The following is a 13,553-nucleotide window of genomic DNA, read 5'->3' as shown; positions in this document are numbered from 1 at the left end:
CAATGCAGACCCATGCCACCGCTCTGGGTTCGGCCTCTTGGGGGGTGCGCAGTGGTTACAGCATGTAACTCTGGTAGAACGCCAGGGTCGCCTGATTCTTGTGCTTGGCTTCGAACATGATGTCGAAGCGCTCGAGAAACTGCAGGGCGTAGCGGTTGGTCCAGTGGTTCCACATCAGTTCGCTGTGGCCATAGAGGTCACGCTTGGAGACGACCTGCAGCAACGTCTCCATCTCCAGCTTCTGCTCGGCGGTGAAGCCCAGTTCCTGAAGGCGCTCCTGAGGCTGCGAGTAATGCATGACCGGCCGCACGCCCCGCCAACTGTCAATGATGCGATCCACGCGGGGATCGTCCACGGCGATGTAGTCGTTCTCGTTGATCCAGCAGTGGTGGATATCCAGCACCACCGGTGCCAGGTCGGCCAGTTGCAGGCAGTCGTCGACGCCGTAGGTTTTCTCTTCGTTCTCGAAGGTGATGCAGCGGCGCGCCACCTCCGACAAACGCGGCCAGATGGCGCGGATGCCTTCTGCACCGAGGCGACCGGCGATGTGCACGTTGCACTTGAAATCCTGGAACTGCACGCCGTAGCCCATCATGCGGATCATGTCGGCGTGGTACTCGAATTCCGCCAGGCTGTTTTCCACCACCGGGGGTTTGTCCGAGCCCAGCACGCAGAACTGACCGGGGTGGAAAGACAGGCGAATACCGGCACTGCGCGCGCGATCGCCCATCTGCGCGAAACGCTCGGCCAGCCAGGCCTGACGTTCGGGCTGCTGGTAGAACGCTGCCACCTGCGGATGGCTGTAGAACGGCAGCAGGTCGCTGCTCAGGCGCAGCATGCGTAGGGCTTCGGGCAGCTGCGCCACGTAATCGAGCAATTGCAGCTGTGCTTGCAGGTTGTGGGTGATCACTTCCTGAAGTTTCTCGTGGGCCACTTGGGTGGCGACGCTGTTCATCCAGCGCAGGGTGGTGGTTCGCGGGTTGTAGGCGCCTTCGATGAGCTTCAGTTCGGCCAGGGTCAGGGCGCGAATCGAATGTCGGTATTGGCAGGCGAAGCCGATGCGAGGGGTGTTCATGGGTGTGAAGGCCTGGTGTTCAGGTAGGTAGCCGATAGACCACTGCGGTGTCTATTCCTCTCGCCGAACATCCCCGCAGGCGGGCAAATTGACAGACGCCCTGCGCCGCTCTTAATCTGTAGCCAACAGATTGTAAATTGGTCATACCAATTTAGATTCGCTGCTGGCAGACCTCCAACAACAATCGGGGAACCCGAACCATGCCAATGACACCTGTGGCCCAGCCTGCCCTCCCTGTGCGGGGGATGACGCGCCCATGATCATTTCCGCTTCCACCGACTACCGCGCCGCCGCGCAACGTCGCCTGCCGCCCTTTCTGTTCCATTACATCGACGGTGGCGCTTACGCTGAACACACGCTCAAGCGCAACGTCAGCGACTTGGCCGATATCGCCCTGCGTCAGCGGGTGCTGCGCAACATGTCCGAGTTGAGTCTGGAAACGCAGTTGTTCGGTGAAACCCTGGCCATGCCGGTGGCGCTCGCGCCGATCGGTCTGTGTGGCATGTTTGCCCGTCGTGGCGAAGTGCAGGCGGCCAAGGCAGCGGATGCCAAGGGTATTCCGTTCACGCTGTCAACGGTGTCGGTCTGCCCGATCGAGGAAGTCGCCCCAGCCATTTCCCGGCCGATGTGGTTTCAGCTGTACGTGCTCAAGGATCGCGGTTTCATGAAGAGCGCCCTGGAGCGTGCTCGCGCCGCCGGGGTGAAGACGCTGGTCTTCACCGTCGACATGCCGGTGCCCGGGGCACGCTACCGGGATGCGCACTCGGGCATGAGCGGCGCCAACGGGCCGATGCGGCGCATGTGGCAAGCGGTGACGCACCCGGCCTGGGCCTGGGATGTGGGTCTGCACGGCCGGCCGCACGATTTGGGCAATATCTCTACCTACCGTGGCAACCCCACCGGGCTTGCCGACTACATTGGCTGGCTGGGCAGCAATTTCGATCCGTCGATTTCCTGGAAGGACCTGGAGTGGATCCGCGAATTCTGGGATGGACCGATGATCATCAAGGGCATTCTCGACCCCGAGGACGCCCGCGATGCCGTGAGTTTCGGTGCCGATGGCATCGTCGTGTCCAACCACGGCGGACGCCAGCTCGACGGCGTGCTGTCCAGCGCCCGAGCCCTGCCTGCAATCGCCGATGCGGTGAAGGGCGATCTGGCGATACTGGCCGACTCGGGTATCCGCAGCGGGCTGGATGTGGTGCGCATGATTGCGCTGGGCGCCGATACGGTTTTGCTGGGCCGCGCCTTCATCTATGCCCTGGCGGTGGCTGGCGGTGCGGGCGTGAGCAATCTGCTGAATCTGATCGAAAAGGAAATGCGCGTGGCCATGGTGTTGACCGGGGCCAAATCCATTGCCGAGATCGGCTCGGATTCGCTGGGGCGTTGAGCATTCGGTTCAGGGCAGCAGGTCGATCAGCTGCGGTTGCAGGGCGTGGGGTTGCACGTCGAGCACGACCAGGGTGACCGGCAGCTTGAAGGGGCGGCGGCCGGCGCTGCGGGGGTTGTGGTACAGGCCCTCGCCCCGCCATTGGATCAGCGGCTTGTGCGAATGGCCAGTAATGACCAGGCGGGGGTCGCCGCGCAATGCGGCGGGTACGTCGGCCATGTCGTGAATAAGCAAGGTGGGCCAGCCCTCGAGGTCGAAATGCAGCACATCCGCCACCGAATCGGCCCATGGCATGCCGACATCGTTATTGCCCGAAACGACCTGGACCGGAGCGATGGCAGCCAGGTGCTGGACGATGTCACCCTTGCCGATGTCGCCAGCATGAATGAGCCGTTCACAACCCTGCAGCGCTGCCACGGCCTCGGGCCGCAGCAGGCCATGGGTGTCGGAAATGATGCCTACTTTCACGGCGTGGTTCCCTGTGTGCGTCGTGCAGATCTGGACTGCAGGCCACCCGCGCAGGTTCCAACGAAGCCCCTTCGTTGGCGGCACAACCCTCATAGCGACGCTGCCGAATGCGCGGTGAGCCCTTCGCGGCCAATGACCGCTCCTACAGGGAATCCAGTACCTCTGTAGGAGCGGTCAGTGGGCGCGAATAGATGCTGCCGTGCATCAGGCGCACGGCGATAGCCCTACTTGGCGGTGATCACCGCCAGTTTGGTGATGCCTGCCTTTTCGATGGAGGCCATGGCCCTGGCCACTTCGCCATAGTTGACGCCGTCGTCGGCCTGCAGTTGTACGCGCACATCGGGGTCTTTCTGCCTGGCGGTCTGCAGGTTGGTCTGGAGCAGGTCCGGCTGGATTTCGTCCTTGTTGATGAACAGTTTGCCCTGCCCGTCGATGCTCACCACCAGCGGGTCCTTCTGTTCGGCAGGCGCCACCGCTTCGGTCTTGGGCAGGTTGATCGGGATCGAATTGGTCAGCAACGGCGCGGTGACGATGAACACCACCAACAGCACCAGCATGACGTCTACCAAAGGCGTCACGTTGATCTCGCTGAGCACCTCGTCCGTGTCTTGAGTGGAAAAGGCCATGTCAGGACGCCTCCTTCACTTTGTGGCCCGAAGCCGCAGCACCGCTGCGAGTCAGGGCCGGATGTTGCAGCACGCGGAAGGAATGCTTCTGCGCCAGGCTGTAGAAGTCATGGGCGAAATCGTCGAGGTCGGCGGCGGTCAGTTTCAGGCGACGCAGGAAATAGTTGTAGACCAGCACCGCTGGCACCGCGACGGCGATCCCCACGCCAGTGGCCACCAGCGCCGCGCCTATGGGGCCCGCCACTGTCTCCAGGCTCGCCGAGCCGGCCGCGCTGATGCCCTTGAGCGCCGACATGATCCCCCAGACCGTCCCGAACAGGCCGATGAACGGCGAGGTACTGCCGATACTGGCCAGCACCGCCAGGCCCGTTTCCAACGAGCGCCGCTCACGTACGATCTGCTGGCGCAGGGCGCGCTCGAGGCGATCCTGATGATTGATCGACTGGCTCAGGTCGGTTTGCGCCTGCTCGTTGACCTGGATGGCCGCGTAGCCCGACTGCGCGACCCGAGCCGCTGCACCGGGTTGTTCCTGAGCCAGATGGGCCGCCGAATCCAGGCTCGATGCCGCCCAGAACTGCTTGTGAAACTTGCGATCCTGGCCCTTGAGCCGAGCGAACTGCAGGCTCTTGAGCAATGCCAGCCCCCAGGTGGCGACGGAAAACAGGATGAGCAGCCAGATGACCGAGTGCTCGACGGAGGTGAAGGGAGATTCTGTCAGAAGATTCATGGTGAGGCTCTCTGTAGCAAGGCGTTGGGTGGTGCGATGCGCCTTTTGTCAGGTAGCCCGCTTCATGCAGCAAAAAAGTCGATCAGCGCAATTTGAAATCGATCGGTACGCTGACCCAGCCATCGACCGGGTCGGCACCCCGTTTGGCCGGAACGAAGCTCCAGCGCTTCACCGCTGCCAGTGCCGCGTCATCGAGCTGACTGCGACCGCTGCTGGTCTGCACCTGGATTTCGCTGGGCTTGCCGCTGGCCAGCACGTGAACCCGCAACAGCACGGTCCCTTCCCAGTTGCGACGCATGGCCAGGGCGGGATATTCGGGCGCCGGATTGTGCAGGTAGCCGGCATTGGCCGAAGCCGGTGTCAGCGGTTGCGGCGCAGGTGGTGCCGCAGGTGCAGGCGGCGTCGGTGCGGCCACGGGTTGCTGCGGTGCAGGCGGTTGCACAACCGGTTTGGCCACCGGCTTGGGTACCGGCTTCTTGACCACAGGCTGAGGCTTTGGCTTGGGCGGTGGTGGTGGTGCTGGCTTGGCCGCCAGTTCATCCTCGACAGGCGGTGGCGGTTCGACAACCGGCGCGACCGGCTCGGGCGGCGGCGGTGGCGTCTCTACCACCGGCGGTGGCGCAGGCTGGGAAAATTCGATCGTCATGGGTGGAATTTCTGGCGGCACTGTGGGCAGTACCGGTGTTGGCGTCTGACTGATCCAGTAGATCACCGCACCATGCAGTACCAGCGCGAACACGCCCAGCAATGCCGCCTCGCGGCGGCCGAGGATGCGCTTGGGCGCACGTTGCAGGCGCAGCTCGCCCAAGGGTTCGCGGAACACCCGGCCCAGGTCGAGCAATTCGCCGGGTACCGGATGCCACCGCACCTCCAGGGCGGCCTTGAGGTTGTTCATCAGTTGCTCCTGTTGACGGGTGATCGTGAAGAAGCGAGTCCAATCGGCCTCTTCGGCGGGCGAATGATGTTCAAACTCCGCTAGTTCGAAAAGTAATTGTTTGTTATTCCAAGCTTTCAATCCGGCATAAGGCACACTGACGGATCGGCTGGTTTGTAATTGCTGTTGGCCTATGAACACTTGGCCAACTTGACTGTTGCTCAGGCAACACTGAACGGGCCTAAGCATCGCGATTTTCTTCAATCAAATGATCGGGTTGCAGTTTTCACATCATGCAGCGGACGGTGGATCAATGGCGATGCGCAGCGCATGCTCATTGCGCGACACGACATAAGCTAATGCTCATAAGGTATTTAACGATCGTTTTTTATATCCATTAGTATCGCCTTCATTCCGTGTTTTACCGCTCGATCCCTTTCTTTTTATCCGCACCTTGAAGGCGCCGCCATGCAGCTTTTGACACTTCCCCCATCGCCCGCCCTCGCCACCTCCATCCGTGCCACTGCCCAGGTGTTCGAAGACCCGAAATCCAAGGCGTTGCTGGCCCATCTCGAACAGGTCGCGCCCAGCGAAGCCAGTGTGTTGATCATCGGCGAAACCGGCACCGGCAAGGAGTTGGTCGCGCGCCATATCCACAACCTCAGCGCAAGACGCAACAAGCCGTTCGTGGCCGTCAACTGCGGTGCGTTTTCCGAGTCGCTGGTGGAAGCCGAGTTGTTCGGCCACGAAAAAGGCGCATTTACCGGTGCCCTGGCGGCAAAGGCCGGGTGGTTCGAGGAGGCCAACGGCGGGACCTTGTTTCTCGATGAGATCGGCGACCTGCCGATGCCCATTCAGGTCAAGCTGCTGCGCGTGCTGCAAGAGCGTGAAGTGGTGCGCCTGGGTTCGCGCAAGAGCATTCCGATCAATGTGCGGGTACTGGCGGCAACCAACGTGCTGCTGGAAAAGGCGATCAATGCCGGCCACTTCCGCGAAGACCTCTATTACCGCCTGGATGTGGTCAGTCTGGAACTGGTGCCGCTGCGCGAACGGCCTGGCGATATCATTCCGCTGACCCGGCATTTCCTCGAGGTTTACTGCAAACGCCTGGGTTACGAACGCGCCACATTGTCGGCCGACGCCGAGCACAAGCTGCGCCACTACAGCTGGCCGGGCAACATTCGCGAACTGGAAAACGTCATTCATCACACCTTGCTGATCTGCCGCAACGGCGTGATCGAGCGCGATGACCTGCGCCTGTCGAACATGCGCATCGAGCGCGCCGATGACAGTCCGGCGGTGGACGATTCGGTGGAGGCGTCACTGGATCGGCTGTTCCAGCGGCTGTTCGACGAGCAGGTCGGCGACCTGCACGAGAAGGTCGAGGATGCCCTGCTGCGTTCGGCCTATCGGTTCAGCCATTGCAACCAGGTGCACACCGCCAACCTGCTCGGCCTGAGCCGCAACGTCACCCGCACGCGGCTGATCAAGATGGGCGAGCTGGCGGTGAACAAAAGGCGGTCGGTGACGGATCAACCAGAGGTGCGGGCTCTCCGTTTGTCGATCTGAGGGTTTTGTAGGGACCGTGTGATAAGTGGATGACTGGGCAGACGCGAACCTGTGGGAGCGGGTCTCTGCCCGCGAAGAAATCGCTGCAGTGGTTCAGGAACACCGCGGTGGATTCTTCGCGGGCAGAGACTCGCTCCCACAGGGGGGTTGTGAAGGCGCTCAAAAAAGCCCGGAGGTCGGGGGCGGTGTGCCTTTGAGCTGCCAGGTGCCTACTGCTGCGGCTTTCCAGTCGCGGGGGTTGTGATTGGCTACGGTGCGGGCGTTGCGCCAGTGCCGGTCCAGGTTATGGCCGCGCCCGGTCGTGGAGGCGCCGCCCACATCGAACACCCGTTCCGCCGCCTTGAGCGCGCATTCGGCGGCGATGTATTGCGCCTGCGCCACCTCGATCGCGGCCTCGTCCACCGCTGCCGGATCGAGCCCCGCCGCCCAGGCGCGATCGATCGCTTCGGCAGCCTTGAGCACCACCGCCTCCGCGGTGTAGGCACGCGCCGAAATCTCGCCCACGCTCAACGCCACATAAGGATCATCCACCGACTGCTCGGCGCTGCTGTGCTTGATCGGACGCGCATGATGGCGTGCGAACGCCACCGCATCGTTCAACGCATTGCGGGCGATTCCGGCCTGCACCGACGCCAGGAACACCTGCAGGAATGGCGTCACCAGTGTGCGCTTGCCCTCTTCCACCGTGCGCGTGCGCACCTCGTGGGCATAGACCTGCACGTTGTCCAGCCGCGTCGTGCCACTGGCGGTCAGGCGCTGGCCCATGGCGTCGAAATCGTCCAGCAGCACCAGCCCTTCGCGGTCGCGGGGCAGGATGAACGACAGTGGCTGGTCGTGCTCGTCCAGCGCCACCGCGCTGATCCAGTCGGCGTACAGCGAGCCGGTGCTGTAGAACTTGCTGCCGTTGGCCCGGTAGTGATCACCTTCGCGCACGATGCGGGCGCTGATGGCACCGTTGGCACCGCCGACTTCCCAACCGGCGTTGCCCAGCACCGCTCCTTGCAGGTAACGGGCGAACCAGAGCTGACGCTCCTGCTCGGCGCCTTCGGCCCGAGACACCAGCAGCCCTTCGATGAACGCGAAGCCCGGACGCAAGGCCTGGGCGACATTGGAGTCCACCGAGGCGATGCGCACCAGCAGGCCGATGACGTCCTTCACCGAGCCGCCAGGGCCGCCATAGCGGGTGGGGATGCGCAGGGTATAGAGCAACGCTTGGGCGATCTGTGCGACGGCCTCGTACGGCAGTTGCCGGTCGCGCTCGCGCGCAGCGGCGCCGGCCGCGATGGCCGGCAGCAACTGCTCGGCACGTGCCAGCAATTGCGCCACGCTCAGCGGCGCTACGGGTGGAGGGGAAGGCGTGACGGTGGCAGCGTGAGTCATGACGGGTTCCTGTCTGGAAATGGAGGGAAGGAGCAGCGCGACGCCTTCAAATGGCGATCTTCCACAAGCGGGATTCATCGAACAGCAGCACGGCGTTTTCCGGCTCCAGTGGCGGGGCCCGCAACGACACGCCAGCACTGGGCAGGCGTGGCACGGCGCCGAGCAGGCGTTGGGTGTACGGGTGCTGCGGCGACTCGAACAACTGCTCGACCGGCGCATGCTCGACCACCTGACCATGGCGCATCACCAACACCTCGTCGCTGACATGACGGATGACGCCCAGGTCATGGGAAATGAACAGGTAAGCCAGGCCCAGTTCGGCTTGCAGGTCGGCGAGCAGGTCCAGCACCTGGGCCTGGACCGAGACGTCCAACGCCGATACCGGCTCGTCGCAGACAATCACCTTGGGGTTGCTGGCAATGGCTCGGGCAATCGCCACTCGCTGGCGCTGGCCACCGGAGAGTTGCAGGGGCCGTCGCGTTGCCAGCTCGGCAGGCAAGCGCACCTGCTGCAGCAAGTGACGAATACGAGCCGCCTGGTCAGGCGCTGCGACGCCGGCCACGTCCAACGCATCGGCGAGAATCTGCCCGACGCTCCAGCGCGGGTCGAACGAACTGAGCGGGTCCTGATAGATCACGCTGATGTCGCGCCGCAGCGCCCGGCGCTGGCTTTCGGCGACCCGTGCGTCGGCGCTGCCGTTCCAGGGTTGATCGAGGAAGCGCACCTGGCCGTCGTCCGTTTCGAGCAGTCCCAAGGCCATGCGCGCCACGGTGGTCTTGCCCGAACCGGACTCACCGACGATGCCCAGGGTCTGGCCGGCGCGCAGCTCGAAGTCGACGCCGTCGACCACCTGGCGCACCTGCTGGTCAGGCCCGACATAGCGCTTGCCCAGGCCACGGGCGTGCAACAGCACGGGCTGATCGAGCCGTGGCGCGCGGGCAAGCGTGGCGGCAGGTTGACCAGGGCTGAGTCGGGTACCGCGCTCATGCTCCGCCGGAACCGCATCAAGCAGGCTGCGGGTGTAGGGATGGCGCGGCGCGGTCAGCACCTGGTGCATGCTGCCCTGCTCCACCACTTCACCGTGCTGCAACACCAGCACCTCGTCGGCCAGTTGCGCGACCACCGCCAGATCGTGACTGATGATCAACAACGAACTGCCCTGGGCCTTGATCGCCTGCAATACACCGAGAATCTGCGCTTGCACGGTGGCGTCCAATGCGGTGGTCGGCTCGTCGGCGATCACCAGGCCGGGATCAAGCGCCAGGGCGCTGGCGATCAACGCGCGCTGACGCAGTCCGCCGGACAATTCTCCCGAGCGTTGTCTGGCGCGCAGGGCCGGTTCCGGCACCCCGACCCGTTCCAGCAGTTGCAGCACCCGCGCGGCACGGGAAGCACGATCGCCCCAACCATGGGTCTGCAGCACTTCGAGGATTTCCTTGCCGACCGGCCGCAGCGGATCAAGCGAAACCAAGGCATCCTGCAACACGAAACCGATGTCCTTGCCGCGCACTCGACGCCACTGGCGGTCGCTCAGGGCGAGCAGGTCGAGATTACCGTATTGCAGGCGCCGTGCCCGCACCTGTGCGCCCTCTCCAGCCAAGCCGATCAGGCTGCGCGCGGTGACGCTCTTGCCCGAGCCGGATTCCCCGACCAGGGCCAGGGTCTTGCCCGGTTCCAGAGTAAACGACAGGTTGCGCACCACATTTTGCCCGGCGAAGTCCACGCTCAGGCCTTCGACGATCAGCGTCTTGTGGCTCATGTCAGGCGGCCCTCCAGGCGTTGTTGCAGATAGCGACCGGCAACCGTGGTCGACAAGGTGGTGAGTACGATGAACAGTCCAGGGAAAAACGTCAGCCACCAGGCGTTAGCAATGAAGTCGCGGCCCATGGACAGCATGGTGCCCCACTCCGGCGTGGGCGGCCGCGCGCCCAGGCCGAGGAAGCTCAGCGCCGAGGCCCAGACGATGGCCTGCCCCACACCCATGGTCAGGGTGACGATCAGCGGGCGCATGGCGTTGGGCAGCAGCTGTCGCCAGATGATGCGCCGAGTCGGGTGGCCCAGGGCGCGCGCCGCTTCGATGTAACCAGCGTTGCGCACCGCCAGCACCTGCCCACGGACCATCCGCGCATACCCCGGCGCGGCGCCCAGGCCGGTGGCAATGATCAGCGGACCGATGCCGCTGCCGAAGATGGCCACGAACAGCAACGCCAGAACCAGGCTGGGAAAGGCGAACAGGATTTCCAGCAACCAGCCCACACCGCGGTCGGTGCGCAGCCCGCCCAGGCCGCCGAGCAGGCCGAGAACAATGGCAATGCTCATCGCCAGCGCCGTCGCCGCCAAACCGACGAACAGCGACAGGCGCGCGCCGTGGATCACCCGTGAGTAGATGTCGCGACCGGACTGGTCAGTGCCGAACAAATGCGCCCAGCCGGGCGGATGAAAGGCGTCGCGCGGAACGATGGCCAGCGGGTCGCCGTGCGCGAACAGCTGCGGTGCCAGCGCGGCCACGATCACCAGCGTCAGGAAACCGATGGCCAGGCTCGCACCCAGACGGATCCGACGGGGTCGACGTTGAGTGCGCAGCGGCAGCGCCGGGCTTTCCAGAATCAGATCGCTCATGCCAGGGTTTCCTTCTGCCGTGGGTCGATCCACTGGTACACCAGGTCGACCAGAATGTTGGCCAGCACATAACCGGCCGCGACCACCAGGCTGATGCCGATGGTCAGTGGCAAGTCCTGCAGTTGCACCGCTTGATACAACTGACGGCCCAGGCCCCTGCGGGAAAAGATCACTTCGATCACCACGGCGCCGCTGATCAGCGCGCCGATCGCCCAGCCGGACAACGACACGCCGGGCAGCACGGCATGCCGCAGTGCGTGCCTGAAGCGCACCGCCGCGTCGCTCAGGCCACGGGTGCGTGCGGTCAGCACGAAGGGCTGGTCCAGGGTCAGTTCCAGGGATTCGCGGGTCACCTGGCCAATGAAGCCGGCCAGCGGCACCGCCAGCGCGATCGTCGGCAGCACCAGGGTCCGCCAGCCGTCGCTGCCCGCCGGTGGGAACAGGCGCAAGCCGAAGGCGAACACCGCCAGCAGCACGATGCCCAGCCAGAAATGCGGAAGGGCCGCGCACAGGGTTTCAGCCAGGGACGCCAGGCGCCCGACCCAGCTACGGCGACCGGCGGTGAACACGGTCAGGGCCAGCACCAGCAGCCAGGCCAGCACCAGTGCGCTCAAGGTCAGCTCCAGGGTCGGCCCGGCCTGCTCGGCCAGTACCCGCGCCACCGGCATATGCTGGGAATAGGACACCCCCAGGTCGCCCTGCACCAGGCGCACCAGATACAGCCCGTACTGGACCGCCAAGGGCCGATCCAGGCCGTACTCGCGGGTGACCTCGGCGACGGTCTCCGGGGTCGGGTTGCCGCTGGGTCCACCCAGGATGGCCTGTACCGGATCGCCCGGCAGCAGGCGCAGGGCGAAGAAGGTCAGCGTGGCGACGGCCCACAACACCAGCAGCCCGCCGCCCAGGCGCACGGCGGCGCGGCGGCCCAGACGAATCAAGCGCTGGCGGCGGGGGTCCGGGGAAGAAACGGTTAAAGATGTCGTGGTCATTTGTTCACCCAGGCGTCATAGAGGTAGGTCACCGCCAGCGAGGTTTCCAGACGAACCCCCTGGGTCGTCTTGTAGATGCCCAGCCGGGTGCTTTGCGGGTAGGTGGTCAGTTGCAGGTACTGGCTGGAGGCGACGGCCTGCGCCTGGTGGTACAACGCCTGGCGTTGGCTGGGGTCTTGGGTGGCCAGAGCCTGTTGCACCAGCTCGTCGAACTGCGGATCGCTGAAGCCTGCGGTGTTCTGGTGATAGCCGCCCACCCCAGCAGGCTGGATGAACGCGCTGCTGAAGATGATCCGCAGCACGTCGGCGGTGTTGGTGTTCCAGTAGCCAACGCGGATGTCGTAATCCCAATCGGCCTGGCGCTTGGTCGCCTGCACATCGCTCATCTGCTCCATGATCAGCTCGATGCCGGCTTGCCGCGTGGTGGCCTGCACCTGCTCCCACAGGGTGAATTCCGACGGCGGCGTGCGATTGCCCAGCACCACCGTCACCTGCAGGCGCTTGCCGTCCTTGAGGCGATAGCCCTCCTCGTCAAGGCCGGTCCAGCCGGCCTCGTCGAGCAGTTGCGCGGCGCGCGCCGGGTCGTAATCCTGGGCATGTTCGAAGTCGGGACTGTAGAAGCGGGTGGCTTTGCTCAACGGACCACCGGCGCGAGGAAACTCGCCGAAGTAGACGCTTTTCAAGGCACCGTCGATGTCGGCGCTGCGCACGAAGGCTTCACGCACCTTGATATCGTTGAACGGCGCGCGGCGGATATTCAGCGTGCCGTTGGTAGGGTTGCCGGGACGCTGGGCAATGATCAGTTGCAGGTCCGGGTTGCGGCGGGCCGCTTCGTGGGACTCGGGCGGCAGGACTTCGATCACGTCCACTTCACCGGCCTGCAGTGACGCGAACCGCACGGAAGGCTCCTGGATGAACTTCCAGACGATGCGATCCAGGTACGCAGGCCCCTGATGCTGGGCCGTGGGCGGCGCCGAGTTGTAGTGCGGATTGCGTTCGAGCACCACCTGGCTTTGCCGGTCCCAGCGCGCCACCTTGAACGGGCCGGTGCCGACCGGGCTTTCGCAGTTGACGTCGCGCGGACGCAGCAGGGCCTGGGGCGATTCGATACCGAGGAAGCCCTGGGCCAGCACTTCCAGAAACGCCGCGTAGGGTGTGGCCAGGTGCACCTGAGCGGTGTAGGTGTCGAGCACATCGGTGCGTTGGTACTGACGGATGTAGCCGCCCGCGGTGCTCGACTGGGTCTTGGGGTTGGCCATGTGGTCGAGGTTGGCCTTGACCGCTGCGGCGTTGAACGGCGTGCCGTCGGTGAAGCGCACGTCATCGCGCAGGTGGAAGGTGTAGGTCAGGCCATCGGGCGAAATGTCCCAGGTTTTGGCCAGCCAAGGTCCGATACGCCCCTCGGCGTCCATCGACACCAGCGAGTCGAGGACTTGCTGGGCGAGAAACACTTGCGGCATGTCGCCGGCGACGTGTGGGTCCAGGCAGGTCGGTTCGCGGTCGGTGGCATAGATGAGCGTGCCGCCGCTGACCGGGGTATCGGTGCGTGCCGCAGCGGTGGGATGGTTGTCACAACCGCTCAACAGGAAGCTGACGGCTAACAAACTGGCCCAAGCGATACCGCCATGGGGTGTTGCAGAAGAACGCGGATGAATGTCTGGCATGGGTCGGGCTGCGCCTTGTGTCGATGCTGAAGCTCACAAGGGGTGATTGCACAAGCCATGCCGACTGCCCCACCCCGCAGTTGCGGGGCTTTGCGGGTTTTGCTGGATGGACTGACGGGGCAGTTTGTTGAAGGGGTGTTGGCTGGCGGACAGTTGTCGGGGAGAAGCTGTC

Annotated in this window: 12 protein-coding genes; 2 read left to right on the top strand and 10 right to left on the bottom strand. The window is 64.4% G+C overall.

Going from position 1 to position 13,553, the window contains the following annotated elements:
* Positions 1–55: 55 nt before the first annotated feature.
* Positions 56–1,075 (bottom strand): UV DNA damage repair endonuclease UvsE, encoded by a 1,020-nt coding sequence (gene uvsE, locus AC788_RS07510; protein ID WP_049860040.1) that lies wholly within the window; start codon positions 1,073–1,075, stop codon positions 56–58.
* A 256-nt stretch (positions 1,076–1,331) separates the two neighbouring features.
* On the opposite strand from uvsE, the gene lldD reads away from it, so the two are divergent.
* Positions 1,332–2,465, top strand: a complete 1,134-nt coding sequence (gene lldD / locus AC788_RS07505; RefSeq protein WP_049860039.1) for an FMN-dependent L-lactate dehydrogenase LldD — start codon at positions 1,332–1,334, stop codon at positions 2,463–2,465.
* Between the two features lie 9 nt (positions 2,466–2,474).
* On the opposite strand, the gene AC788_RS07500 is transcribed toward lldD, so the two are convergent.
* The 4 genes from AC788_RS07500 to AC788_RS07485 form a co-directional block, all read right to left on the bottom strand.
* On the bottom strand, positions 2,475–2,933 hold the full coding sequence (locus AC788_RS07500) for a metallophosphoesterase family protein (RefSeq protein ID WP_049860038.1): 459 nt from the start codon (positions 2,931–2,933) through the stop codon (positions 2,475–2,477).
* 224 nt (positions 2,934–3,157) lie between these two features.
* On the bottom strand, positions 3,158–3,559 hold the full coding sequence (locus tag AC788_RS07495) for an ExbD/TolR family protein (protein ID WP_049860037.1): 402 nt from the start codon (positions 3,557–3,559) through the stop codon (positions 3,158–3,160).
* Position 3,560: 1 nt separating this feature from the next.
* The gene (locus AC788_RS07490; RefSeq protein WP_049860036.1) at positions 3,561–4,286 is read right to left on the bottom strand and encodes a MotA/TolQ/ExbB proton channel family protein; all 726 of its coding nucleotides are present in this window, start codon (positions 4,284–4,286) and stop codon (positions 3,561–3,563) included.
* Between the two features lie 82 nt (positions 4,287–4,368).
* Positions 4,369–5,181, bottom strand: a complete 813-nt coding sequence (locus AC788_RS07485) for an energy transducer TonB (protein WP_049860035.1) — start codon at positions 5,179–5,181, stop codon at positions 4,369–4,371.
* Between the two features lie 447 nt (positions 5,182–5,628).
* Here AC788_RS07485 and AC788_RS07480 point away from each other — a divergent pair, with 447 nt between their 5' ends.
* Complete coding sequence (locus AC788_RS07480) at positions 5,629–6,729, top strand: sigma-54 interaction domain-containing protein (RefSeq protein WP_049860034.1); 1,101 nt, start codon at positions 5,629–5,631, stop codon at positions 6,727–6,729.
* Between the two features lie 159 nt (positions 6,730–6,888).
* Here the strand turns inward: AC788_RS07480 and AC788_RS07475 are convergent, their stop codons facing one another.
* Genes AC788_RS07475 through AC788_RS07455 form a run of 5 tightly spaced genes read right to left on the bottom strand, consistent with a single transcriptional unit; the run spans position 6,889 to position 13,381 of the window.
* Positions 6,889–8,109, bottom strand: a complete 1,221-nt coding sequence (locus tag AC788_RS07475; protein WP_049860033.1) for an acyl-CoA dehydrogenase family protein — start codon at positions 8,107–8,109, stop codon at positions 6,889–6,891.
* A gap of 46 nt (positions 8,110–8,155) precedes the next feature.
* On the bottom strand, positions 8,156–9,868 hold the full coding sequence (locus tag AC788_RS07470; RefSeq protein WP_049860032.1) for a dipeptide ABC transporter ATP-binding protein: 1,713 nt from the start codon (positions 9,866–9,868) through the stop codon (positions 8,156–8,158).
* On the bottom strand, positions 9,865–10,728 hold the full coding sequence (locus tag AC788_RS07465) for an ABC transporter permease (RefSeq protein ID WP_049860031.1): 864 nt from the start codon (positions 10,726–10,728) through the stop codon (positions 9,865–9,867). Before AC788_RS07465 ends, AC788_RS07470 begins: the two co-directional genes overlap by 4 nt.
* Complete coding sequence (locus AC788_RS07460; RefSeq protein WP_049860030.1) at positions 10,725–11,717, bottom strand: ABC transporter permease; 993 nt, start codon at positions 11,715–11,717, stop codon at positions 10,725–10,727. Before AC788_RS07460 ends, AC788_RS07465 begins: the two co-directional genes overlap by 4 nt.
* On the bottom strand, positions 11,714–13,381 hold the full coding sequence (locus AC788_RS07455) for an ABC transporter substrate-binding protein (RefSeq protein WP_082223610.1): 1,668 nt from the start codon (positions 13,379–13,381) through the stop codon (positions 11,714–11,716). Before AC788_RS07455 ends, AC788_RS07460 begins: the two co-directional genes overlap by 4 nt.
* Positions 13,382–13,553: the final 172 nt, after the last annotated feature.

Origin of the sequence: Pseudomonas sp. RIT-PI-a (genome assembly GCF_001187875.1) — a bacterium.
GTDB classification, from domain to species: Bacteria; Pseudomonadota; Gammaproteobacteria; order Pseudomonadales; family Pseudomonadaceae; genus Aquipseudomonas; species Aquipseudomonas coleopterorum.
Note: the sequence above shows the minus strand (reverse complement) of the source record. Positions and strands in the feature narration are given on the sequence as shown.

Coding starts and splice junctions, on each gene's coding strand:
- lldD (WP_049860039.1), top strand. CDS start 1,332: ATGATCATTTCCGCTTCCACCGACTACCGCGCCGCCGCGCAACGTCGC.
- AC788_RS07490 (WP_049860036.1), bottom strand. CDS start 4,286: ATGAATCTTCTGACAGAATCTCCCTTCACCTCCGTCGAGCACTCGGTC.
- AC788_RS07495 (WP_049860037.1), bottom strand. CDS start 3,559: ATGGCCTTTTCCACTCAAGACACGGACGAGGTGCTCAGCGAGATCAAC.
- AC788_RS07465 (WP_049860031.1), bottom strand. CDS start 10,728: ATGAGCGATCTGATTCTGGAAAGCCCGGCGCTGCCGCTGCGCACTCAA.
- AC788_RS07480 (WP_049860034.1), top strand. CDS start 5,629: ATGCAGCTTTTGACACTTCCCCCATCGCCCGCCCTCGCCACCTCCATC.
- uvsE (WP_049860040.1), bottom strand. CDS start 1,075: ATGAACACCCCTCGCATCGGCTTCGCCTGCCAATACCGACATTCGATT.
- AC788_RS07460 (WP_049860030.1), bottom strand. CDS start 11,717: ATGACCACGACATCTTTAACCGTTTCTTCCCCGGACCCCCGCCGCCAG.
- AC788_RS07470 (WP_049860032.1), bottom strand. CDS start 9,868: ATGAGCCACAAGACGCTGATCGTCGAAGGCCTGAGCGTGGACTTCGCC.
- AC788_RS07485 (WP_049860035.1), bottom strand. CDS start 5,181: ATGAACAACCTCAAGGCCGCCCTGGAGGTGCGGTGGCATCCGGTACCC.
- AC788_RS07475 (WP_049860033.1), bottom strand. CDS start 8,109: ATGACTCACGCTGCCACCGTCACGCCTTCCCCTCCACCCGTAGCGCCG.
- AC788_RS07455 (WP_082223610.1), bottom strand. CDS start 13,381: ATGCCAGACATTCATCCGCGTTCTTCTGCAACACCCCATGGCGGTATC.